The 22,142-nt window shown below is 67.8% G+C and carries 19 protein-coding genes and 1 tRNA gene; 6 read left to right on the top strand and 14 right to left on the bottom strand.

What is annotated here, in order from left to right:
- The first annotated feature begins 73 nt into the window (after positions 1 to 73).
- Positions 74 to 150: transfer RNA gene (locus tag IP93_RS06040), tRNA-Pro, on the top strand.
- A gap of 70 nt (positions 151 to 220) precedes the next feature.
- On the opposite strand, the gene IP93_RS06035 is transcribed toward IP93_RS06040, so the two are convergent.
- The 10 genes from IP93_RS06035 to IP93_RS05990 all read right to left on the bottom strand — a co-directional run bounded on the left by IP93_RS06035 (position 221) and on the right by IP93_RS05990 (position 10,922).
- A complete protein-coding gene (locus IP93_RS06035; RefSeq protein ID WP_144813264.1) occupies positions 221 to 1,501 on the bottom strand; it encodes a glutamate-5-semialdehyde dehydrogenase in 1,281 nt (426 codons plus the stop codon).
- Entirely contained in the window at positions 1,498 to 2,658 is a 1,161-nt protein-coding gene (gene proB / locus IP93_RS06030; protein ID WP_144813262.1) for a glutamate 5-kinase, read from the bottom strand. The genes IP93_RS06035 and proB overlap by 4 nt, the downstream gene beginning before the upstream one ends.
- Entirely contained in the window at positions 2,655 to 3,944 is a 1,290-nt protein-coding gene (argH, locus tag IP93_RS06025; protein WP_144813260.1) for an argininosuccinate lyase, read from the bottom strand. The genes proB and argH overlap by 4 nt, the downstream gene beginning before the upstream one ends.
- A 19-nt stretch (positions 3,945 to 3,963) precedes the next feature.
- A complete protein-coding gene (gene argC, locus IP93_RS06020) occupies positions 3,964 to 4,932 on the bottom strand; it encodes an N-acetyl-gamma-glutamyl-phosphate reductase (RefSeq protein ID WP_144813257.1) in 969 nt (322 codons plus the stop codon).
- The gene (locus IP93_RS06015) at positions 4,925 to 5,539 is read right to left on the bottom strand and encodes a GNAT family N-acetyltransferase (protein WP_144813256.1); all 615 of its coding nucleotides are present in this window, start codon (positions 5,537 to 5,539) and stop codon (positions 4,925 to 4,927) included. Before IP93_RS06015 ends, argC begins: the two co-directional genes overlap by 8 nt.
- Before the next feature lie 3 nt (positions 5,540 to 5,542).
- Positions 5,543 to 6,865: an acetylglutamate kinase gene (locus IP93_RS06010; RefSeq protein WP_144813253.1), complete on the bottom strand. Its 1,323-nt coding sequence runs from the start codon at positions 6,863 to 6,865 to the stop codon at positions 5,543 to 5,545.
- Positions 6,862 to 7,959 (bottom strand): acetylornithine deacetylase, encoded by a 1,098-nt coding sequence (locus tag IP93_RS06005; protein WP_144813251.1) that lies wholly within the window; start codon positions 7,957 to 7,959, stop codon positions 6,862 to 6,864. The genes IP93_RS06010 and IP93_RS06005 overlap by 4 nt, the downstream gene beginning before the upstream one ends.
- Positions 7,960 to 7,964: 5 nt before the next feature.
- Positions 7,965 to 9,158, bottom strand: a complete 1,194-nt coding sequence (locus IP93_RS06000) for an argininosuccinate synthase (RefSeq protein ID WP_144813248.1) — start codon at positions 9,156 to 9,158, stop codon at positions 7,965 to 7,967.
- 32 nt (positions 9,159 to 9,190) lie between these two features.
- Entirely contained in the window at positions 9,191 to 10,207 is a 1,017-nt protein-coding gene (locus IP93_RS05995) for an N-acetylornithine carbamoyltransferase (protein ID WP_144813246.1), read from the bottom strand.
- 316 nt (positions 10,208 to 10,523) lie between these two features.
- On the bottom strand, positions 10,524 to 10,922 hold the full coding sequence (locus IP93_RS05990; RefSeq protein WP_425480031.1) for a hypothetical protein: 399 nt from the start codon (positions 10,920 to 10,922) through the stop codon (positions 10,524 to 10,526).
- A gap of 248 nt (positions 10,923 to 11,170) precedes the next feature.
- Here IP93_RS05990 and cysS point away from each other — a divergent pair, with 248 nt between their 5' ends.
- Genes cysS through IP93_RS05975 form a run of 3 tightly spaced genes read left to right on the top strand, consistent with a single transcriptional unit; the run spans position 11,171 to position 14,286 of the window.
- Positions 11,171 to 12,601 carry a cysteine--tRNA ligase gene (gene cysS, locus IP93_RS05985; RefSeq protein WP_144813241.1) on the top strand — a complete coding sequence of 477 codons (1,431 nt, stop codon included), beginning with the start codon at positions 11,171 to 11,173 and terminating at the stop codon, positions 12,599 to 12,601.
- A gap of 12 nt (positions 12,602 to 12,613) precedes the next feature.
- Complete coding sequence (locus tag IP93_RS05980; RefSeq protein WP_144813239.1) at positions 12,614 to 13,051, top strand: SufE family protein; 438 nt, start codon at positions 12,614 to 12,616, stop codon at positions 13,049 to 13,051.
- Positions 13,048 to 14,286, top strand: coding sequence for an MFS transporter (locus IP93_RS05975; protein ID WP_144813237.1), 1,239 nt, complete (start codon positions 13,048 to 13,050; stop codon positions 14,284 to 14,286). Before IP93_RS05980 ends, IP93_RS05975 begins: the two co-directional genes overlap by 4 nt.
- 64 nt (positions 14,287 to 14,350) lie before the next feature.
- Here IP93_RS05975 and IP93_RS05970 read toward each other — a convergent pair whose 3' ends face one another.
- The 4 genes from IP93_RS05970 to dksA all read right to left on the bottom strand — a co-directional run bounded on the left by IP93_RS05970 (position 14,351) and on the right by dksA (position 20,296).
- Complete coding sequence (locus tag IP93_RS05970; RefSeq protein ID WP_158636282.1) at positions 14,351 to 17,200, bottom strand: TonB-dependent receptor; 2,850 nt, start codon at positions 17,198 to 17,200, stop codon at positions 14,351 to 14,353.
- A gap of 96 nt (positions 17,201 to 17,296) precedes the next feature.
- Positions 17,297 to 18,289 (bottom strand): FecR family protein, encoded by a 993-nt coding sequence (locus tag IP93_RS05965; protein WP_158636281.1) that lies wholly within the window; start codon positions 18,287 to 18,289, stop codon positions 17,297 to 17,299.
- Positions 18,286 to 18,825 (bottom strand): sigma-70 family RNA polymerase sigma factor, encoded by a 540-nt coding sequence (locus IP93_RS05960; RefSeq protein ID WP_144813675.1) that lies wholly within the window; start codon positions 18,823 to 18,825, stop codon positions 18,286 to 18,288. Before IP93_RS05960 ends, IP93_RS05965 begins: the two co-directional genes overlap by 4 nt.
- 301 nt (positions 18,826 to 19,126) lie before the next feature.
- The gene (gene dksA, locus IP93_RS05955; RefSeq protein ID WP_144813230.1) at positions 19,127 to 20,296 is read right to left on the bottom strand and encodes an RNA polymerase-binding protein DksA; all 1,170 of its coding nucleotides are present in this window, start codon (positions 20,294 to 20,296) and stop codon (positions 19,127 to 19,129) included.
- A gap of 166 nt (positions 20,297 to 20,462) precedes the next feature.
- Between dksA and yidD the strand changes: the two genes are divergently transcribed.
- Together yidD and IP93_RS05945 are read left to right on the top strand one after the other, a co-directional pair.
- Complete coding sequence (gene yidD, locus IP93_RS05950; protein ID WP_144813227.1) at positions 20,463 to 20,765, top strand: membrane protein insertion efficiency factor YidD; 303 nt, start codon at positions 20,463 to 20,465, stop codon at positions 20,763 to 20,765.
- A 13-nt stretch (positions 20,766 to 20,778) separates the two neighbouring features.
- Positions 20,779 to 22,125 (top strand): dihydroorotase, encoded by a 1,347-nt coding sequence (locus tag IP93_RS05945; RefSeq protein WP_144813226.1) that lies wholly within the window; start codon positions 20,779 to 20,781, stop codon positions 22,123 to 22,125.
- Positions 22,126 to 22,142: the final 17 nt, after the last annotated feature.

The raw sequence follows: 22,142 nt of genomic DNA, 5'->3' as shown, positions 1-22,142 counted from the left end.
CCCGGGACTCATGAAAATTTTGGCGCACCCTATTGCCGGGAGGCCGGCAAGTCTTTAGAATGCACGGCTCAGTCGGGGTGTAGCTCAGTCTGGTAGAGCGCTACGTTCGGGACGTAGAGGTCGCAGGTTCGAATCCTGTCTCCCCGACCAATTCATGCAGTCCCAGGAAAAAAGCCGGCCGAGCCGGCTTTTTTGTTTTCCGCGGCTTTCGCCGGGCCGTTCAGCCGCCCGCTGGCGGCAGGCTCGATTCGGGATGGCGCACCTGCCCTTCCCCCCGCACCACGAAGCGCTCGATGGTGAGCGACTCCGCGCCCATCGGGCCATACGCATGCAGGCGCGTGGTGGAGATGCCGATCTCGGCCCCGAGGCCCAACTGGCCGCCGTCGTTGAAGCGCGACGATGCATTCACCATCACCGCTGAACTGCGGGTGCCGCGCACGAAGGCCTCCGCCGCGTGTGGATCGTCGGTGACGATGACCTCGGTGTGGTCGGAGCCGTAACACGCGATGTGGGCCAGCGCATCCTCCAACCGATCGACCACGCGAACGGCGATGACCAGGTCGAGGAATTCGGCTGCGTAGTCGGCGTCCGCGGCCGGCAGGACGCCCGGCCCCAGGGCCTGCGTCCGCTCGCACCCTCGCACCTCGACGCCACGGGCCTTCAACGCGGCCAGGGCCGACGGGAGGAAGGCCTGCGCGATGTCGCGGTGAACCAGCAGCGTCTCCAGCGCGTTGCAGACGCCCGGCCTGGACACCTTGCCATCCAGCAGCAGGCCCAGCGCCTTGTCCATGTCGGCGGCACGATCCACGTACAGGTGGCAGACGCCCTTGTAATGCTTGATCACCGGCACCCGGGCGTGCTCGGCAACGAAACGGATCAGGCTTTCACCGCCGCGGGGAATGGCCAGGTCGACCAGGTCGGTGAGCTGCAGCAGTTCCAGCACGTGTTCGCGCGCCGGGTCGGCTACCAGCGACACCGCGGCTTCCGGCAGACCCTCCGCACGCAGCGCGGCATGCAGGCTTGCGGCAATGGCGGCGTTGCTTGCACGGGCTTCGGAGCCGCCGCGCAACAGGACGGCGTTGCCGGCCTTCAGGCACAGTGCCGCTGCATCCGCGGTCACGTTGGGGCGCGCCTCGTAGATCATCGCGATCAACCCCAGTGGCACGCGCTGGCGTTCCACCACCACGCCGTTGGGACGCACCTCGCGCCGTGTCACCTGCCCCAGCGGATCGGGTTGTGCGGCCACGTCACGCAGCGCATCGGCGATGCCCTTGAGGCGTGCGGCATCCAGCATGAGGCGATCCAGCAGGGCGCTGCCAAGCCCGGCCCCACGGCCGCGGGCAATATCCTCGGCGTTGGCCGCGAGAATGGCGTCGCGATCATGCTCCAACCGTGCCGCCATCCCTTCGATCAGGCGCCTGCGCGTCGCCGCATCGGTGCCCGCCAGGACCAGGGCCGCCGCGCGGGCCTGCCCGGCCAATGCCCTCACATATCCACTCATGGCTTGCTCCCCGCATGCAGCACGACAAGATCATCGCGGTGGATCACCGATTCGCCATAGCGAAAACCAAGCAGCGCTTCGATCTCGCTGCTGTGGTGGCGGGCGATGCGCCGTACCTCGGTCGCGTTGTACTGGGCCTGCCCGCGCGCAAGCGCTTGCCCGGTCGCGGCGGCGCGCACCTCGACGACATCGCCGCGGCGGAATTCGCCCTCCACGGCGACCACGCCGCCGGGCAGCAATGACGCACCGCGTCGATGCAGTGCCGTTTGCGCACCTTCGTCCACGCTCAGCACACCGGAGGCCGGCGCATGCCGCAGCCATTGCTTGCGTGCACGCAGACGGTCGCCGTGACCGGCGATCAGGGTGCCATGCAGCCTGCCCTGCGACAGCGCGCGCACGACGGCGGCGTCACGCCCGCAGAACAGTGCGGTGGCGATACCCGCCGTGGCGGCCTTGGTTGCCGCCTCCAGCTTGGTGCGCATGCCTCCGGTGCCAAGGCGCCCCGCGCCACCGCCTGCCGCCTCCAGCAGTGCCGGTGTCACGCTGTCCACGAACGTGATGGGGCGAGCCTCCGGGTCGCGCTGCGGATGCGCGCTGTACAGGCCGCCGATATCCGTGGCGATCAGCAGCAGGTCGGCCTCCACCAGGGACGCCACCGCGGCGGCGAGGTTGTCGTTGTCACCCAGTTTGAGCTCGTCGACGGCAACGGTGTCGTTCTCGTTGATGACCGGCAGCGCGCCCAGCCGCAGCAGTTCCTGCAGCGACTCGCGCGCGTTGAGGTAGCGGCGGCGATTGCGCAGGTCGTCGTGCGTCAGCAGCACCTGGGCCACCGGCACGGGCGACAGCGCCTGCCAGAAGGCGATCAGCGATGCCTGGCCCAACGCCGCAAGCGCCTGGCGCAGCACCAGTCCGTCGCCACCGGTGCTGATACGGCCACGCCCGGCGGCGACGGCTCCGGAGGAGACCAGCACCACCTCGCGGCCCTGTGCGCGGGCGCCTGAAATGAAGTCCGCCAACGCCTTGGCGTGACGGTCATCCAACCCACCACCTGCCCCCTGGTCCGGAAACCCGGCCAGCAGGCTGCTGCCCACCTTCAACACGGCACGACGCCACGACGGCAGGGGTTGGGCGGTGAAGTCCCCTGCCGCGCGGTTCATCGCAAGGCGTCCAGTCGTTGCTGCAACACATCAAGCCGCAGGTCGCCGGCGGCACCGGGCGAAACGCGGGCGGCCAGGCTCGCCTCGGGATCGCCTTCCGCCCAGCGCGCCGGGTCGGCGGCCTGCTTGTAGGCGTCGCGGAACGGCATGCCCTGCCGCGCCAGGTCCACGGCCAGGTCGGTGGCGTACATCGAAGGGTCCAGCGCGGCGCGCATGCGCTCGGGCTTCCACTCCAGGTTGCGCAGCAGGTCGGGCAGCAGCTCCAGCGCGCCGAGTCCGCGACCGAAGGCGTGGAAGATGGCACCCTTCGAGAACTGCAGATCGCGGTGGTAGCCCGAAGGCAACGACAGCAGTTGCTCGATCTCGGTGCGGGCAGCAGCCACGGCCGAATAGCTGGCACGCATCAGTTCAACCACGTCCGGGTTGCGCTTGTTGGGCATGATCGAGCTGCCGGTCGTGTATTCCGCCGGCAGCGCCACGAAACCGAACTCCGCGCTGGTGAACAGGCTCAGGTCCCACGCCAGGCGGCGCACGTCCAGCAACGCCGCGCCCAGCGCATCGATGGCGGCCATCTCGAACTTGCCGCGTGACAGTTGCGCATAGGTGGCGGCCACCTGCATGCGGCCGAAGCCAAGCGCATGCGTGGTGTGGTCGCGTGCCAGCGGCAGGTTGACGCCGTAGCCGGCCGCGCTGCCCAGCGGATTGGCGTCCACCCACGCCAGCGTGTCGCGCGCTCGCACCGCATCGTCGATGAAACCTTCGGCCCAGGCAGCCCACCACATGCCCGCCGACGACACCATCGCGCGCTGCAGGTGGGTGTAGCCCGGGATTGGCAGCGATGCCTCCGCCGTGGCGCGCGCCAACGCGACCTCGGCGCTTTCGCGGCACAACGCGGCCACGCGGGCAAGGCGGTCCTTCAACCAGAGGCGGGTTGCAACCAGGACCTGGTCGTTGCGGCTACGGCCGGTGTGGATGCGGCGACCGGTATCCCCCAGACGCTCGATCAGGCGGGCCTCGATCGCGGAATGACCGTCCTCGAACTGCTCATCCAGCACAAACCGCCCGGCGCTGAAGTCGTCGGCCAGCGCGGCCAACTCGCGGCGGATCCCATCCAGCTCGTCGGCGGTCAGGATACCGATCTGCTGTAGCCCTTCGGCGTGCGCACGGCTGGCCTGGATGTCGAACAGGAAGAACTCCCGGTCGAGGATCACGTCCTCGCCCGCAAGGAAGCGCTGGATGCGTTCATCCACCTTCACGCCGGGTTTCTGCCAGAGCAACTGGGTCATGGACGGATCTTCCTTCGAATCAATCGTTGCCGGTGGAAATACCGGTCAGCTCATCCAGCCCGAAGGCCAGGTTCAGGTTCTGCAGGGCCTGCGTCGCCGCCCCCTTGAGCAGGTTGTCCTCGGTGGCGACCACCACCAGCCGTTGGCCGTCATCGGAAAGTGCGAAGCCGCCGATGTCCACGTGGTGCGCACCGGCGATACGGCTGACCCACGGTGCCTCGTCGTGCACGCGCACCAGCGGTTCGCCGGCGTACCGTTCGTGGTAGCGCGCCAATACGTCGTCGCGGGCAAACGGCTGCGACAGATGCAGGTTGGCGGTCAGGGTGATGCCGCGGAAATGCGGCGCCACGTGCGGCATGAACTCCACCGGATGGCCCAGCTGGCGGGTCACTTCGCGCTCGTGCACGTGGTTGACCAGCGCATAGGGCATCAGGTTGTCACGCAGCTTCCCGGGATCGTTCTTGTCCGAAGGCGTGGTGCCCGCACCGGAATAGCCGGACACGCCAAAGCACTGCACCGAGCCCACGAGACCGTCGCGCATCGGCGCGATGGCCAACTGCATCGCCGTGGCATAACAGCCCGGGTTGCTGATACGACGCTGGCCGCGGTAGTTCCCACGGGTGAGCTCGGGAAGCCCGTAGTACCAGCCTTCGTCAAACCGGTAGTCCGCCGACAGGTCTATGATCACAGGATCCACGCCGGCCGCATCGAACGCGGCCACACAGTCGGCCGCCTTGCCGTTGGGCAGGGCGAGCACGACCGCATCGGCGCCCAACCCGGGCAGCTCTGCGTTCGTCGGCGCGCAATACCGCAGATCGCCGTGATAGGCCGCGTTGTGCTCGGCCACCGGCTGCCCCGCCAGCTCGCGCGACGACACGAACGCCAGTTCGAAACGCGGGTGTCGCGCCACCAGCGTGATCAGCTCCGCGCCGACGTAGCCGCGGGCACCCACGATGCCAAGCCTGATGGGGGTTTGTGCTTCAGCCATTGCGATGCCCTTGCAGCTTGGCCTGCAGGTGCTGTTTCACTGCCGGCCATTCCGATTCGATGATGGAGAAGACGACGGTGTCGCGCGGACTGCCGTCACCATGTCGTTTGTCGTTGCGCAGCACGCCGTCCTGCTTGGCGCCCAGTCGGGTGATGGCCGCCCGCGAGGCGTGGTTGAACCAGCTCGTCTCGAAGCGGACCGCAATGCAACCGCGCGCCTCGAAGGCGTGTCCCAGCATCAACAACTTGGCCTCCGTGTTCACGCCAGTGCGTTGGGCGTGCCTGGCGTACCAGGTGTAACCGATGCTCAGGTTGGGCACCGAGGTATCCATTCCGTAGTACCGGGTGGTCCCGACGACGACACCGGACGCATCGCGCACCGCGAAGGGCAGCGCCTGGCCGCGCTCGTACATGGCGATGGCCGCGTCGATGAAGCGCTCGACGTCCGCAGGCATCGGCACGCTGGCGTACCAGCAGCGCGACAGCTCGCCATCACCCAACGCCAGGCGCAGACCTTCGGCATGGCCCCGCTGAAGCGGCTCCAGCGTCACGTGTTCGCCGCGCAGTGTCGGCGTGGTCCAGGCGTGCAGGTCGGTTGGTTCGGCCATCCCCTACCCCTTCAACGTCGCCGGCCGGTTGGCGCAATGCTCCACGCACCAGCGGATGTCGTCGAAGGCCTCCATGCCGTACCAGAACACGCGCCAGGGCCCCTGCTTGATGCTGCCGTCGGACTCGCCGTGGTAGAACGCATTGACCTGGTTGCCTTGGCGCGAACGCCAGAACAGGCTCGGGTTCTCCTCGCGCATGACCTGCCACACCGCGCGACCGAGCCCTTCGCCCTGCGCCTCGTCGAGCACGGCGAACTTGTCGAGGTAGGTGTGGCCGCCCTCATTGGTCAGGATCACCGCGGTGCGGTAGTTCTCGCTCACGTAGGCACGATGCAACACAGTGCGCTCGAAGTAGTCCAGCATCAGCTTGCGGCCGAACGCCGATTCGATCAGCTCGCGCAACCGCGCCAGGTCCAGCTGCGCCCAGCTGTCCACGCTGAGCACGCGTTCGCCACGCCGCACCAGCGTGCCCGAGCCCTTGTGGGTGAACAGCTCCTTGGCCAGCTCATCCGGCCGCGTGATGGACACCGACGTGGTCAGCGGAAGCTTGTCCAGCAGGTCCTTGATCTGCTCGATCTTCACCCGCATGCCACCGTTGATCCACGGCTGCGCCATCAGGTGCTGGTACTCAGTGGACAGGTTGATTGAATCGATCACTTTGCCGTTGTCGTCCAGCAGGCCGCCGGTTCCGGTCAGGAACACGATCTTGTAGGGCTGCAGTATCTGCACCAGTTCATTGGCGGCAAAGTCGGCATTGACGTTGAGGATCTGCCCACCGGCAGTCTCGCCCAGACTGGCGATCACCGGGATCGATCCCGCATTGAGCGCGGCCTCGATCGGCGCCAGGTGCACGCGCTTGACCTCGCCTACCAGGCCATAGGTGTCGCGATCCAGGTACTCGGCCTCGAACACGCCCGAGACGATGGAAGTGGCTCGCGCGTCGAACGCCTGCAGCGCCTCGACCAGGCGAAGGTTCTGCGCATGGAACACGCGACGCACGATGGCCAGCGCCTCCGGCGACGTCACGCGCAGGCCATTGACGGTCTGCTTCTCGATGCCCGCCGCGGACAGCTCCTGGTCCAGTTGCGGGCCGGCTCCATGGATGACGATGGGCGTCAGGCCCACGTCCTGCAGGAACGCCAGCGAGGACGTCAGTGCGTCGATGTCGTCGCGCAGCACCGCGCCCCCCACTTTGACCACCGCGAACTTCTTGGCGTCGAGCTGGGAAAAGCGCTTCAGGTACTGTGATATCTCCTTCGCACCGGCCATGCTGGAGAGCAGGCGCACAATGGTCTGGCGGGTCTGGATGTCGTGTGCGTCGTTCATGCGTTGGTGTAGCCGGCCAGGATGCGGGTAACGGATTCGGTATAGCGACGGAGCTGGTCCAGCGAAACCCACTCGTCGCCGGTGTGCGCCTGGGCGATATCGCCCGGACCGTAGACAATCGCGTTCAGGCCAGCAGCGGAGAACAGCGACGCCTCGGTCCAGAAGTCGACTGCATTGCCGATGGGCAACCCCAGTGCATCGGCCAGATCGCGCGCGGCAAGGCGACGCTCTTCCGCGCTGGCGGTGTCGCCTGCCGGCAGGGATGGGCCCCGGAACGTTTCCTCATAACGCTCGACCGCGCCAGCCTCGACCAGCGTGCCGAACTTTTCATGCAGTCCGTCGATGGACATCGACGGCAGTGGCCGGAAACCAAAGCGGACCTCGGCACTGGGCGCGATCATGTTCGCCTTGATGCCGCCTTCCACCTTGCCTATGTTGAAGCGCAGTCCAGTCAACCCACCAAAACGCTCCTGGACCTGCGAGTCCACCAGGTCCAGCGCGCGATTGCCCCACCGCATGGCCTGGTGAAGCGCACTGGACTGCATGGCATTGGCGCCGGACGCGTGTCCCGCCGCGCCGCGGAAGCGCATCAGCACCGAACTGATGCCGCGGTGCGCCAGTACCGCCTCGCATTGCGTCGGCTCGGCGACGATGGCGTCCGTGAACCCGTGCTCGCGCGCGAGGAACGCGGCGATGCAGCGCGGGTCGTTGGCCTCCTCGTCGGTGGTGAACAGGAACGCCGCATCACCCCTGGTCGCCGCCGCCGCGGCAAGCAGGCCAGCGGCAGCGCCCTTGATATCGCAGGCACCCAGGCCGATGGCGCGGCCGCCGGCCACGCGCAGCACATGCGGACTGGCCGTCCACGCCGACGAATCCGGCACGGTATCCAGGTGAACGTTGAACACGCGCCTTGGATTACCGCGCACGGCCAGCAGCGACACCGCCCCCGCACCGTGGTCGGTGACCTCGATGCGGAAATCCGGCAACTGCGCACGGATGTAGTCAAACATCCCCCCGGTGCCGATCAGGCGCGGCGGGTTGCGGGTGTCGTGCGACACCAGCACTTCAAGATGTTGCAGGACCTGGTCCAACATGGCCGTCACTTGCGATTGACCTCGGCCCACAGCGTGCTGCTCATGCCGAACAGCTTGATGAAGCCCTCGGCCTCGGCCACGCCCCAGTCCGCCGACTGCGCGTAGGTCGCGCCCTTGGCGTTGAGGATGTGCGCCGACTCCACCGCCACCGCGCCGACGCTGCCGCCCTGCGTTTCCAGCACGACGTCGCCATTCACCGTCGACTGGCTGGATGCCAGGAACGCCTCAAGGTCGGTCTTCAGCGGGTCATGGAAGAAGCCCTCATAGACCAGCTCCACCCACTTGCGCGCCACCTCGGGCTTGAAGCGGTTCTGCTGCTTGGTCAGCACCGCCTCCTCCAGCGCGCGATGCGCGGTGAGCAGCGCGGCCAGGCCCGGGGCCTCGAAGATGATGCGCCCCTTCAGGCCGATCGTGGTGTCGCCGGTGTACAACCCACGACCCACGCCGTACTGCGCGAACAGGCCATTGAGCTTGGCCAGGATACGGTGGCCGTCCATCTTCTCGCCGTCCAGCGCCACGGCCTCACCGTTGACGAAGCCCAGGCGCACGCGCAGCGGAGCCGTCGGCCACTCGGCGCGCGGCTTGCACCAGCCCACCGCGCCCTCGCCCGGCGCCTGCCACTTGTCGATCTCGCCGCCCGACATGGTCAGGCCCAGCAGGTTCTCGTTGATGGTGTAGGCCTGCTGCTTGGCGCGCACGCCAAAGCCGCGCTCCTCCAGGTACTTCTGCTCGTAGGCGCGTGTCTGCGTGTGCTCCTTCTGGATCTCGCGGATCGGCGCCACGATCTCGTAGTCACCCGACGCCTTCACCGCCAGGTCGAAGCGCACCTGGTCGTTGCCCATGCCGGTGCAGCCGTGGGCGATGGCCCTGGTGCCCAACTCGGTGCAGCGCTGCAGCGCTGCATCGACGATCAGGTAACGGTCGGACACCAGCAGCGGGTACTGGCCCTGGTAGCCCTCGCCCGCCCATACAAATGGCTTGACGAAGCCATTCCAGATCGCCGGGCCGCCATCGACGGTCACGTGCGAGGTGACGCCCAGCTCATGTGCACGCGCTTCGATGAAAGCACGTTCCGCCGCATCCACGCCGCCGGTGTCGGCGAACACGGTGTGCACGTTCCAGCCGCGTTCCTGCAGGTAGGGCACGCAGAAACTGGTGTCAAGGCCGCCTGAAAAGGCGAGGACGATATCTTTGCTCATGGGGGAGGTACTCGGTAGGAAGTGGGGATGCGTCACTGCCCGATCAGCGCGGCCATCACCGCTTTCTGCACGTGCAGGCGGTTCTCGGCCTCGTCGATGGCGATGCACTGCGGCGAATCCATCACCGCGTCGGTCGCCTTGACGTTGCGACGCAGCGGCAGGCAGTGGCTGAAGACACCGTTGTTGGTCAGCGCCATTTTCTGCTCATCGACGATGAAGTGCTGGTACTGGTCGCGGATCGGCTTCTCCGGCCCCCAGTTGCCGAAGAACGGCAGCGCACCCCAGCTCTTGGCATACACCACGTCCGCACCGGCATAGGCACTCTGGATGTCATGGCTGACGGTCAACGAACCGCCGCTCTCGGCCACGTTCTGCTTCGCCCAGCCCATGTAGCGATCGTCGAGGATGTAATCGGCCGTCGGGCACAGCAGGGTCACGTCCATGCCCAGTCGGGTGGCGATCGTCAACGCTGAATTGGCCACCGCGGTGTTGAGCGGCTTGGGGTGGTAGGTCCAGGTCAGCACGTACTTCTTGCCGCGCAGATCGGTCGTACCAAAGTGTTCCTGCAGCGCCAGCGCGTGCGCCAGTTCCTGGCACGGGTGGGTGATGGTCTCCATGTTGATCACCGGCACCTGCGCGTACTTCGCGAAGGAGTTCAGCACGATGTCCTCGCGGTCGTAGGCCCAGTCCACGAACTTCGGGAAGGCGCGCACGCCGATCAGGTCCACGTAGCGGCCCAGCACCCGCGCCACTTCGGCGATGTGCTCCTCGGTGTCGCCGTCCATGACCGTGCCCAGGTTGAACTCGATCGGCCATGCGTCCTTGCCCGGCTGCAGCACCACCGCGTGGCCGCCCAGCTGGAACGCGCCCAGCTCGAAGCTGGTGCGGGTGCGCATGGACGGATTGAAGAACACCAGCGCGATCGACTTGCCCTTCAGCGCATCGCCGAGCTTGTGCTTCTTGAACAGCGCCGCCTGGGTCAACAGGGCGTCGAGCTCGGTGCGGGACCAGTCCTGGGTGTTCAGGAAATGCTTGAGGTGGTGGGTCATCGGAGGTTCCAGGTCAAGGCGCGGCGATGGGGGCGGTTACGTTTGAAACTGAAAACAAAAAAGCCCAGCGCTGGGGCTGGGCTTTTCGTGTGTCGCGTTGCGTTCACGAACGGCGTGCGCCGTCACCCAGCCCGGTTGGGAGGCAACGGTCGGCGCGCGCGCGAGGTCATCCCTGCCGCCATCCAGGCGGAGGTCAACACGTCGGCGTCGGCGTAGAAGGCGTTCATCGAAGCGCGAATGCTCGCACGTACCGGGGGTGGGGGCAATAGTCGAAAGGGCGAAGACCGGCCGCTCCCGGCAGATCCGCGCGCTCGGATCACCGGGTCCGGACGCCGGGGACCGCCGGGGTCACCCCGATACGGATCCGCAGGCGGTTACCCGGGTCCTCCGGCAGACGCGATCGGTAGCGGGAACCCTTGTAGACGTAGTCGACGTCGTAGGCGATGGGCCGACGGAACTCGCGCTCCACCGGCACGGGCCGGCAATCGGTCTGGGCTTCCGCCTCCTCGCGGGTCAGCGCCCCCCGCACCGCGCCGACCACCCGACCCATCCGGCTTTCGGCCCGGGTGCGCTCGCAGCGCTCCTCGACGCGGGTGGCGGTCAGGGTCTGGTAGACCGGCGTCACCCGCAGCACCTGTGCGTAGTCGTAGCGTACGTTCTCCGTCTGCAGGACGGTCGTCTCCTGCGCGTGCGCCGCCCCGGCACACAGCGCCAGCAGTGCACAGAGCGCGACCGAGCGCGAAGCATGGTGGGCGGCGGGCGTGGGCAGGAGCATGGCGTGGAAGTGTAGTCGGTGGCGACCCCCTCGGGCTGAACCCCTGCTGTCACACCCTTGTTGGGACACCCCTGCTGGCACCCCCGTGCGGGGACACCTGTGCGGTGCACGGCGGAATGCCACAAACCGGACCCGCCACGCGCCGCTCGCCGCCCCGCTACAATGCCCTGTCCACTGCCGTAGCCCCCATGAGCCTGCACCTCTACAACAGCCTGACCCGCCGGGTCGAACCCTTCGTCCCCGCCGATCCGGCCCGCGTGACCATGTATGTCTGCGGCCCGACGGTCTACAACTACGTGCACATCGGCAATGGCCGCGGCCCGGTGGTGTTCGGCGTGCTCGCCAACGTGCTGCGGCGGCGCTATGGCGCCCTCGCCTACGCCCGCAACATCACCGACGTGGACGACAAGATCAACAACGCCGCCCGCGAGCAGGGCGTGCCGATCGCGGCCATCACCGACCGCTTCGCCGCCGCCTACCGCGAGGACATGGCCGCGCTGGGCGTGCAGCCGCCGGACATCGAACCCGCGGTCACTGGTCACATCCCGCAGATCATCGCCATGATCGGGCGGCTGATCGCCGAAGGCCACGCCTACGCCGCCGAGGGCCACGTGCTGTTCGCGGTGGGCAGCTTCGACGGCTACGGCAAGCTCTCGCGTCGCGACACCGAAGAGATGCTGGCCGGCGCCCGCATCGAGGTGGCGCCGTACAAGCGCGACGCCGGCGACTTCGTGCTGTGGAAGCCCTCCACCGACGACCTGCCCGGCTGGGACTCACCGTGGGGCCGCGGGCGCCCGGGCTGGCATATCGAATGCTCGGCCATGGCCGAGGCGCACCTGGGCGAGACCATCGACATCCATGCCGGCGGCGTGGACCTGCAGTTCCCGCACCACGAGAACGAGATCGCGCAGAGCGAATGCGCCCACGGCGGCAAGCCGTTCGCGCGCTGGTGGCTGCACAACGGCATGCTCAACTTCGGCGGCGCCAAGATGAGCAAGTCGCTGGGCAACATCGAGAGGGTCCACGACCTGGTGCGCGCGCACCCGCCCGAAGCGCTGCGTTACGCCCTGCTCTCGGCGCACTACCGCCAGCCGCTGGACTGGTCGGGCAACCTGATCGAACAGAGCGTCCGCACGCTGGACCGGCTGTACGGCACGCTGCGTGACATCGACGCGGCGCTGGCGGACACCCCGGACGCGACGGGCGAGGCGGCGATTCCCGCGTCCATCGAAATCGCGCTGGACGATGACCTCAATACGCCGCAGGCGCTGGCGGAAGTGGCACGCATCGCCGCGAGCGCACGGCAAATGCTTGCCCCGGGCAGCAGCAGCGCGCAGGATCCCGGGATGGCGGAGCTGGCACCCCGCCTGCGTCAGACCAGGGCCGACCTGCTCGGCGCCGGCCTGGCACTCGGCCTGCTGCAGCAGGCGCCCGACGCCTGGTTTGCCCGCGGCGCCAGTGGCGACGACGATGCGCGCATCCAGGCGCTGGTGGACGAACGCACCGCCGCCAAGAAGGCCCGCGACTTCGCCCGCTCCGATGCGCTGCGCGACCAGCTTGCCGCCGAAGGCATCGTGCTGGAAGACACGCCGCAGGGCGTGCGCTGGCGCCGGGCCTGAGGAAAGCATCGAATGACTGAATCGCCCTTCCCCATTGATCCCACTGCCGCCGAAGCCCAGGCCGCCATCCGCGACGAGTTCGCGTTCTTCGGCGACTGGGCCGAGCGCTACCAGTACCTGATCGACCTGGGCCGCAAGCTGCCCGACCTGCCCGCCGAGTGGAAGGTGGAGGACAACCGCCTGCACGGCTGCCAGTCGCTGGTGTGGATCGTGGCCGAAGGCGATGCCGATCGGCTGGACTTCCATGCCATCAGCGACTCGGCCATCGTCTCGGGGCTGGTCTACCTCGCGCTGCGCGTGTATTCCGGCCGCAGCGCGCAGGAGATCCTGGCCACCGACGCTGACTACATCGCCGACATCGGCCTGGCCAAGCACCTCTCGCCCACGCGCAGCAACGGCCTGACCGCGCTGCTCGGCTTCATCCGCGACAAGGCCCAAGCCGCGTCGTGAGCGCCGCCACGCCGGGCGTGGCCACGGTGCTGCGCAACCCGGCGTTCCTGGGCCTGCTCGGCTATCGCCTGCTGGGCATGCTGTCGTACCAGATCGTGGCGGTCACGGTCGGCTGGCACATCTACGAGCTCACCCGCGACACGCTGGCGCTGGGACTGATCGGCCTGGCGGAAGTGCTGCCTTACATGGCCTTCGCCCTGTTCGCCGGCTACGCGGTTGACCACCTGCCGCGGCGCAGGCTGGGCATGGCCGCGTGCCTTGGCCTGTGCGTGACCACGCTGGTGCTGGCCGGCGTGGCATACGGCAGCGTGCCGTCACTGGGCACCGCCACCATCTACACAGCCATCGCCTGCAATGGCGTGGTGCGCGCGTTCCTGACGCCGGTGTACATGTCGCTGTTCGCGCGCGTGCTGCCGCGCGAGGCGTATGCGCGCGGGGCCGGCATCAGCAGCGTGGTGATGCAGACCGGGCTGGTGGTCGGCCCCGCGCTGGGCGGCGTGCTGGTGGCGGTGGGCGGCAAGACCACTGCCTACCTGGTTGCCGCAGGGCTGGCACTGGCCGCGGCCATCGCGATCATCAGCCTGCGCGTGTCCGAGCCGCCACTGCCCAGCGAACGCGCGCCGATCTTCCGCAGCATCGGCGAAGGCCTGCGCTTTGTCTTCAACCACCAGGTGATCCTCGGCGCGCAGGCGCTGGACATGTTCTCGGTGTTGTTCGGCGGTGCGGTGGCATTGCTGCCGGCCTTCATCAGCGACGTCTTCCATTACGGGCCGGAAGCACTGGGCATCCTGCGCGCCGCGCCCGCGGCGGGTGCGGTGCTGGTCGGCCTGTGGCTGGCCCGGCACCCGCCGGATCGCAATGCCGGCCGGTGGCTGCTGGCCGCGGTGGCCGGGTTCGGCCTGTGCATCATCGGCTTCGCGCTGTCGCGCCATTTCTGGCTGTCGGCCGCACTGCTGATGATGTCGGGCATGTGCGACAGCGTGTCGGTGGTGGTGCGCTCCACCATCCTGCAACTGTCCACGCCCGACCACATGCGCGGCCGCGTGGCATCGATCAACGGCATTTTCATCGGCTCGTCCAACGAGCTGGGCGCGTTTGAATCGGGGGTGGCGGCGCGCCTGATGGGACTGGTGCCCTCGGTGGTCTTCGGCGGCAGCATGACCCTGGCGGTGGTGGGCCTGACCGCACGGTTCGCGCCGAAATTGCGCAGGCTGCATCTGGGCGACCTACGCTGATGCCGTGGGGCTCCCAAGTGGCACGGATCCATCCCCATCGAGCACTCGCTCCACTGCGCGGGGATCAGAAACGGTACATCGCGCTCAACAGGTAATAGCGTCCGCGCGGATCGTCCGTCGCGAAGTCATAGCCAGCCTGTTCGACGTCATAGCTCACCGGATCATGGCCGAAAAGATTGCGGATATTCATCGACATCCGCCACCGCGGCGACGGCACGTATGCAATGTCGAGGTCGAACAGGCTGAACCCCGGCGTCACGCACCGCCCCTGCCTGGTGTTGATGGGCCGGCACGGCGCGTCCGGTGCATGCACGCGCACCGAGCCGGCCCGTCGCCAGTGCAGCGTGTGCGCCCAGTGGCCAACGTGCCATTCCACCGCACCCAACAGGCTGTGGCGTGGCACCCGGTAGCCGGCATGGTCCAGCAGCGGCGCCCCCGGGAATCGCCTACGCTCCAGGCGTTCCAGGAAGTAGGCGCCGCCACGCAGGCCAAAGCGTCCCATGCCGAGCGTTTCCCATCGATAGCGCATCTCCGCCTCGAAACCGCGCAGATCGCTCTCGCCCACGTTGTCGTAGTAATCATTGATGCCGACCAGGCGTCCTTCCCCATCGTGCACCAGCGAGAGTGGGAAAGCAGCCGCATCGTCGATCGCATTGATCGGCAGGATCTCGTCGCGGCGATGGATGCGGAAATGATCCAGGCTGGCCTGGAAGCGATCGGCAGGCGCCCATACCACGCCGACCGTCTGGCTTGAGGAGGTTTCCGGCCTCAGGCCCGGGTTCTCCATCGCGCCCCGCAGCAACACGCAGTAGGTGCCCAACCCGGGAACCGCCGCCGAATACCTGCATTCCCCGAAGTCAGGCTGGTAAGGGAAGGCATCGTAGTTTTCATCCACGCCCGGCCGGCGCAACTCGAACAGCGTTGGCGCGCGATAGCCGGTGGCAAGCGTGCCACGCAGGGTAAGCGCGTCCACCACGTTCCACTTCAACCCCAGCTTGGGCGACCAGCGGCTTCCGTAACCCTCGCGGTAATCCAGGCGCAGGGCCACGTCCGCCTGCAACCGGCGCAGCAGCGGCAGGCTCAGCTCGCCATAGACCGCGGCCCCGGTGCGATGCTCGTCGATCCGGGTCTTCTGCGGCCCCAGCGCCACGTCGTGCTGTTCCATGAGCGCATCCGGTCGATGCGCCAAGCCATCGCGCAGGACCTCAAGGCCCGTGGCGAACATCGCCAACCCGCCGGGCATGCGCCATGCGGGGCCATTCCCCCCCGCACTGAACTGTTCCAGCGTCGCGGTGCCGCGCGCCGTGATCGAAGGTGATATCGCCGCCATCAGGTCCGCTGGATTGCCACCGCCAAACCGGTAACGGTTGTTCCGGACGGCTTCGGTGAACGCGGTTTCGCGCACCAGTCCCTGGATGCGGCTGGTGACGTCGTTACGGTGGTGGGCCACGTTGGCGTGCCATTGCCATTCACCCAGCCAACCGTTCAGCCCCGTGCTGGCATCAAGCGACGTGCCCCTGGTCCGGTTGCGCACCGGCCCGATGTCGAAGAACGCATAGTCCAGCCGTTCCGCACCCGGGATCCAGTCCGGATGTGCCTCGGGAAGCAGCACGCTGGCATGGAACGGCGCACGCCAGAGTTCCTGCCGCGTATGCGTAGCGCGCAACTGGGCGCTCCATTCCGCATTTTCGCCCACCGGCGCACGCATGCTCGTGTACATCGAGGCACGCTGGGTCTCCGGTTCCAGGCTTTCGAAACGGGGAGGATCGAAGTCGCATTCCCGCGCAGCCCTGCCGACAGCTCCGGGGCAGTAGGCACGGATCAGTTCCCCGTCGGCGTCGCGATAGCCCAACTGGTAGCGCCAATCCCCCAGGCGCAGGTTGCGCAGGTCGCGGGTTCGCCAGGAACGCTGATGCCCCATCAGGCCGTCATGGTCGAAAAGTTCGACCCCGAGGAACAAGTCGCCACCTTCGCCCCAACGGCGCCCCATCGTGAGTGATGCCTGCGACTGCCAGGCGTCGCCCGCGCCCGAGACACCATGCCGGACCACCAGCGTCGGCGTTGCCGCATCCTTGCGCAGGATGATGTTGACCACGCCCGCCATCGCATCGGCGCCGTAAATGGCGGAAGACCCCCCGCGGATGATCTCCACGCGATCCACGATGCTCAGCGGAATACCGGACAGGTCGGTCAAGCCACCCAGGTCCGCCGAGACCAGCCCGTGGTTGGCCACGCGCTGGCCATCCACGAGGAACAGCGTGGCGCGCGGCCCCAGTGCGTACAGGCTGGTCGTGGCAGCGGATGCAAACGGTTGCTGCGCGGCGCTGCCACCCTCCACCGCAACTTCCACCGGATGGTGGCCCAGCATGCCCGGCTGCTCACGCAGCAACTCGAAAAGCGTGAGGTGGCCACTGGCTTCGATCTGCTCGCGCGTGATCCGGGTCATCGGCGAGGCTTCGACACCGTCGACCGGGGTCCGCGGGATGTGCGTGCCAGTCACCGTAACCAGGCCAACGTCGACGGGATTGTCGTCTGCGATAACCGGGCGGGACGGCGTGGCTCTTCTGCGTGGCGTGGGCGGCAACCGCTCCAGCACGAAAGCTCCGTCGGCAACCGCCACCGCACGCAGGCCGGTATCCTCAAGCATCACCGCCAGCGCCGCCGTCGGCGTGCCCACGGCGGTCACCGGTCGCGACCGATGGCGTGCGACCAGCCCGGCGGGATACAGCACCTGGATGCCAGCCTGGCGCGCGAGCGCCTTCAGTGCATCATCCAGAGGACCCGCGGGGACGGTCAACGAACCAGTCGCCCGCGCCGATGATTCCTGCGCCTGCGCCAAGGCCGCCGGCACGGCGCAGGGCAGCAACATGGCAAGGGCAAGCGCTAGGGTGTTGCGGCGGCGTGGCGGGGCCATGCGCAGAGCGTCACGGGCAGGGTAAACGCCCCACATTACGGAAGCGGGACAGCGTGCGCAATGCCACGTTACCCGCGTCCTGGTTTGTCAGCGCTGTCAGCGGGACAGGCGGATCTCGTCCGGGCCCACGCGCTGCGCATGCAGGCCCCAGCCACGCTCCAGCGCCGAAACCAATGCCTCCTGGTTGCCTGCACGGAACACCCCACTGACGGTGATTTCGGCCAAGGCTGGGTCCGCGAGGGTCAATCTGGTCCGGGAATAGCGATTGGCCTCGCGCAGCAGCGCGTCCAGGCGATGCCCCTTGAACACCAGCTCCCCCTGCGTCCAGCCTTCGGCCACCGCGATGTCGAAGGCCTGCACCGGCGCAAACGCCACATCGTCCACGACCGATACCTGCTCCCCAGGCGCAAGCTGTACGCGATTGACCCTGCCTTGCGCCGCCGCGGCCGAAATCACCACCGCGCCCTCGACCAGTCCCACATGGACCGTACGCGCATCGCGGCTGACCTGGAAGGTAGTGCCAATGTCACGGATGGAGGTACCTCCCGCATGCACCAGGAACGGCCGGGGGTCATCGCCCACCCTCAGCTGCACGCGCCCGGCGTCCACGTCCACTTCGCGCTGCCGTCCACCCAGGCGTACTGTGACCGCAGAGCCGGTGTCGAGCAGCAGTTCGGTGCCATCGGCCAGTTCGATCGTGCGCAGTTCGCCCACGGACGTGGCGTAATGCTGTTGCGGTGCCGGGGCCTGCGGCTGCAGGCGCCACGCCAGCATGCCGACCGCCACCGTCACGCTGGCCGCAACCGCCCATCCCCAGGCCCGCCACCCGCCGTGGGCAAACACGGCGCGCCCTTCGCGCCGCGCCTTGCGCGTCGCCGCCTGCAGCAGCTCGTCACCGGCCAGTTCCGCCGTGGCCGAATGGATGGCGTCGGCCCGCAGCCACGCTTCGAGGTGGCGGGGCGCCTGCGCCAGCCAATCCTCGAAGGCCGCGCGCTCGGCGGCATCACAGTCGGGCGCGTCCAGCCGTGCCACCCACCACGCCGCACGCTGGTCGACACCCGGGCCCGGTGTGTTCTTGTGCATGTTCATGGCCATTCCCTGTGACCGCCTTGGGTACCGCGCAGATGCGTGCGCAGCAGTGAAAGTGCCTTGCCGATGTGTTTCTCCACGGCCTTGACGGATATGCCACAGTGCCGTGCGATCTCGGTGTAACTCATGTCCTCGATGCGGTTGAGCAGGTAGACCTCACGGCAGCGCGGCGGCAGGCGCAGCACCGCCGCCCGCACCGCAACCAGTGCCTGCTGGTGCGCGACGCGCTCGTCCTGCGCCGGGTCCGTCGCCGGCAGGACGAGGGCGTCATCCTCCAGGCTGACGTGCGCGTGGGCCAGCCGGCTCGCATCCCGCCGACCACGATCCGCCAACACGTTGAGGCCAATCCGGTACATCAGCGGACGCAATGCCTCCACCGGCTGGTCGGCGTAGCGCATCAGCCGCACCATGGTTTCCTGGGCAAGATCCTGGGCATCGGCGTCGGACACGCGACGCCGCAGGAAGGCCACCAGCATCGGACGGTGTTCGAGCACAAACCGGTCGAAGTCTGTGGCCTTGGCCGTGGCCGCCAACATTCCGGCTGAGCGTGCGGATCCGGACGTCATGCTCAAGCACGTCTCCACCGCGTGCACCGCGGTGTCATCGAACCACGGGGCACGGGCGCCGTCATCCAGCACAAGCCCTCCCGCCCCATGACTGCAGGCATCCGGGTCTCGATCGGCTCTGGCGGTGGTAATCGGAAACCCATCGGCTCATGTCCCCAACAACGCCGTGACAGTGCCGCCTCCCTACCTTTGCCGCAAATGACAACGCCCCGTCAGGGGGCGTTGTCATGCCGCAACCGGCAGGCACTGCCTGTACGCGGGCCGGTGGGCGTCAGTCGCCCATCTGCTTCTGCAGGTGCTCCCAGCGTTCCTGCGCGTCGATGGTGCGTTCGGCGGTGAGGCGCGCTTCCAGGCGCTCCAGGCCGATTTCCTCGCCCGTGTCCACGCAGAAACCGTAGTCACCCGAATCGACACGCTTGAGGGTGCTGTCGATCTTGCTGATCAGCTTGCGGTAGCGGTCGCGGGTGCGCAGCTCCAGCGAGTTCTCGGTTTCGCGGGTGGCGCGTTCGGCTTCGTCGCCGACATCGCGCACCTCGTCCTTCAGGTTCTCGATGGTCTGCTTGGATTCCTCGACCAGGTCCGCACGCCACTGCAGCAGCCGCTGGCGGAAGTATTCAAGCTGCAGCGGGCTCATGTACTCCTCGTCCGCGCTGGGCTTGTAGCCCTTGGGAACGATGGGACGGCCGCTACCTGGTTCAACGTTGTACTGCACGACTTTCACCTTGCCTTTCGGGGCCGGCTCGTGCGGCTTTGCCGCAACGGCCACGGCCACCTTTCCAACCTTGCGGGGCGCCGCAGGCGGAGTGTTCTGGGGGGGAACCTTCTCGACCGTAGGCTTGCTGGCCATCGCCTTTGCCGGGGCTTCCGGCTTGGCGGCCGCGGGGGCGGCTGCCTTGGGCTTGGCCACCGGCGCGGGCGCCGGCTTGCTGACCGGGGTCGACTTGGCGACGGGCTTCACGGCGGTCGGTTTGACCACCGGGGACTTCCTGGGGGCCACGGCGGGCTTGGCCGCCACGACCTTCCTGACTACCGGCGCCTTGGCCGGAGCTTTGCTCGCCGCCGGCTTGCTGGCCGGGGCGGTCTTCCTGGCTACGACCTTGGTACTGGTCGCAGCGGATTTCTTTGCGGGTGCGGATTTCTTTGCGGGTGCCGCCTTCTTGACGGGAACCGCCTTCTTTGCCGCAACCGCCTTCTTTGCCGCAACCGCCTTCTTTGCGGGCACCGCCTTCCTGGCGGCGCTCCTGGCAGGAGCGGCCTTAGCGATCGCCTTCTTCGCGGCAGGCTTCTTGGCAGCCACCGGCTTGGCCGTCACCTTCCTGGCGGGCGCCTTGGCCATTGCCTTCTTCGCAGCCGGCTTGGCCGACGCAGCCTTCTTGGCAGCCGGCTTGGCCGGCTTCTTGACGGCCTTGGCGGCCTTCTTCGCGGTTTTCTTCACTGCCACGAGCGACGTGTCCTTCTGGTTCCCTTGTGACGGGAAGGCGCGCTGTTATACCCTGCCCCGGTGACCGCGGCAACCGCGACTCCCCACTGCCCCCAACCTTACATCGCCACGGCTTTTCAGGCCACGGCTACAGGGCCTGGCCACCGGCGAATCATTCGCAGTTCCCATGCGCTCCACCGCAGGGGCGCATCATGGCGCCAGGCCACATAAAGAACCCGTGATCGACCGACTGCTCATCGCCTGCCTCCGCTTCTACAAACGCTGGATCAGCCCGCTGCTGGGGCCCAGGTGCCGCTTCCACCCCACGTGCTCGGTGTACGCGATGGAGGCGATCGGCCGCTTCGGTGCGGTCAAGGGCAGCTGGCTGGCGCTGCGTCGCGTGCTGCGGTGCCACCCCTTCCACCCGGGCGGCGTGGATCCCGTGCCGCCTGCCACGGCCAAGCCACACCGACCTCCCCACTCCCACTGAACGGCCCCTACCGATGCCCAATACCCTCATCGTCAACGCACGACTGGTCAACGAAGGCCGCGAATTCGACGGCGATCTGCGCATTGAAGGCGATCGCATCGTGCAGATCGGCCCGGGCCTGTCCGCACGAGGCAACGAGACCGTGGTCGATGCCGGCGGCCGGCGACTGCTGCCCGGCATGATCGACGACCAAGTGCACTTCCGCGAGCCGGGCCTGGAGTACAAGGCCGACATGGCCACCGAATCCGCGGCGGCCGTGGCCGGCGGGCTGACCAGCTTCATGGACATGCCCAACACCACCCCGCCCACGCTCAATGCCGATGCGCTGGAGGACAAGTACCGCCGCGCGAACGGCCGGGCCTGGGGCAACTACGGCTTCTACCTGGGCGCCAGCAACGACAACCTGGACGCCGTGCGCAGCCTCGACCCGCGTACCGCGCCGGGCATCAAGGTGTTCATGGGCGCCTCGACCGGCAACATGCTGGTCGACAACCCCGTGGTGCTGGACGGCATCTTCGCCGGCGCACCCACGCCGATCATCACGCATTGCGAAGACACACCGATGATCGACGCCGAGCTGGCGCGCTACAAGGCGCAGTACGGCGACGACATCCCGGCCGAGTTCCACCCCGACATCCGCTCCCGCGAGGCGTGCAGGAAGTCGACCGAGCTGGCGATCTCGCTGGCGCGCCGCCACGGCACCCGCCTGCACGTGCTGCACATCTCCACCGCCGACGAGCTGGCGCTGTTCGAAACCGGTCCGCTGATCCGCGCCGATGGCAGCCGCAAGCAGATCACCGCCGAGACCTGCATCCACTTCCTGCGCTTTGACCGTACCGATTACGCAACGCTGGGCCACCTGATCAAGTGCAACCCCGCGATCAAGGACAGCAGCGACCGCGAAGCGCTGATCGCCGCGGTGGCAGGCGACGTGATCGACGTGCTGGCCACCGACCACGCGCCGCACACGCTGGAGGAGAAGGCCCGCCCGTACACCGGCGCGCCCAGCGGCCTGCCGCTGGTGCAGTTCGCGCTCAACGCGGCGCTGGAGCTGGTGCACGAAGGCAAGCTGACCACCGCGCAGGTGGTGCAGAAGTTCGCGCATGCGCCGGCGCAGCTGTTCGACGTGGCCGAGCGCGGTTTCCTGCGCGAGGGCTACTTCGCCGACCTGGTGCTGGTGGACGACACGCCGTTCACCGTGCAGCGCGAGCAGGTGCTGTCCAAGTGCGGCTGGTCGCCGTTCGAGGGGCGCACCTTCCATTCGCGCATCGCCTCGACCTGGGTCAATGGCGTGCTGGCATGGGACGGCGAGCGCCTGGTGGGCGCGGCGAACGGCCAGCGGCTGGCGTTCGCGCGTTGATGGCACGGTCGGTCGTG

Origin of the sequence: Aerolutibacter ruishenii, assembly GCF_007830115.1 — a bacterium.
GTDB lineage: Bacteria > Pseudomonadota > Gammaproteobacteria > Xanthomonadales > Xanthomonadaceae > Aerolutibacter > Aerolutibacter ruishenii.
Note: the sequence above shows the minus strand (reverse complement) of the source record. Positions and strands in the feature narration are given on the sequence as shown.

What these genes read in the sequence shown, in the direction of transcription:
- IP93_RS06035 (WP_144813264.1), bottom strand. Translation starts at nt 1,501, where the DNA reads ATGAGTGGATATGTGAGGGCATTGGCCGGGCAGGCCCGCGCGGCGGCC.
- proB (WP_144813262.1), bottom strand. Translation starts at nt 2,658, where the DNA reads ATGAACCGCGCGGCAGGGGACTTCACCGCCCAACCCCTGCCGTCGTGG.
- argH (WP_144813260.1), bottom strand. Translation starts at nt 3,944, where the DNA reads ATGACCCAGTTGCTCTGGCAGAAACCCGGCGTGAAGGTGGATGAACGC.
- argC (WP_144813257.1), bottom strand. Translation starts at nt 4,932, where the DNA reads ATGGCTGAAGCACAAACCCCCATCAGGCTTGGCATCGTGGGTGCCCGC.
- IP93_RS06015 (WP_144813256.1), bottom strand. Translation starts at nt 5,539, where the DNA reads ATGGCCGAACCAACCGACCTGCACGCCTGGACCACGCCGACACTGCGC.
- IP93_RS06010 (WP_144813253.1), bottom strand. Translation starts at nt 6,865, where the DNA reads ATGAACGACGCACACGACATCCAGACCCGCCAGACCATTGTGCGCCTG.
- IP93_RS06005 (WP_144813251.1), bottom strand. Translation starts at nt 7,959, where the DNA reads ATGTTGGACCAGGTCCTGCAACATCTTGAAGTGCTGGTGTCGCACGAC.
- IP93_RS06000 (WP_144813248.1), bottom strand. Translation starts at nt 9,158, where the DNA reads ATGAGCAAAGATATCGTCCTCGCCTTTTCAGGCGGCCTTGACACCAGT.
- IP93_RS05995 (WP_144813246.1), bottom strand. Translation starts at nt 10,207, where the DNA reads ATGACCCACCACCTCAAGCATTTCCTGAACACCCAGGACTGGTCCCGC.
- cysS (WP_144813241.1), top strand. Translation starts at nt 11,171, where the DNA reads ATGAGCCTGCACCTCTACAACAGCCTGACCCGCCGGGTCGAACCCTTC.
- IP93_RS05980 (WP_144813239.1), top strand. Translation starts at nt 12,614, where the DNA reads ATGACTGAATCGCCCTTCCCCATTGATCCCACTGCCGCCGAAGCCCAG.
- IP93_RS05970 (WP_158636282.1), bottom strand. Translation starts at nt 17,200, where the DNA reads ATGGCCCCGCCACGCCGCCGCAACACCCTAGCGCTTGCCCTTGCCATG.
- IP93_RS05965 (WP_158636281.1), bottom strand. Translation starts at nt 18,289, where the DNA reads ATGAACATGCACAAGAACACACCGGGCCCGGGTGTCGACCAGCGTGCG.
- IP93_RS05960 (WP_144813675.1), bottom strand. Translation starts at nt 18,825, where the DNA reads ATGTTGGCGGCCACGGCCAAGGCCACAGACTTCGACCGGTTTGTGCTC.
- yidD (WP_144813227.1), top strand. Translation starts at nt 20,463, where the DNA reads ATGCGCTCCACCGCAGGGGCGCATCATGGCGCCAGGCCACATAAAGAA.
- IP93_RS05945 (WP_144813226.1), top strand. Translation starts at nt 20,779, where the DNA reads ATGCCCAATACCCTCATCGTCAACGCACGACTGGTCAACGAAGGCCGC.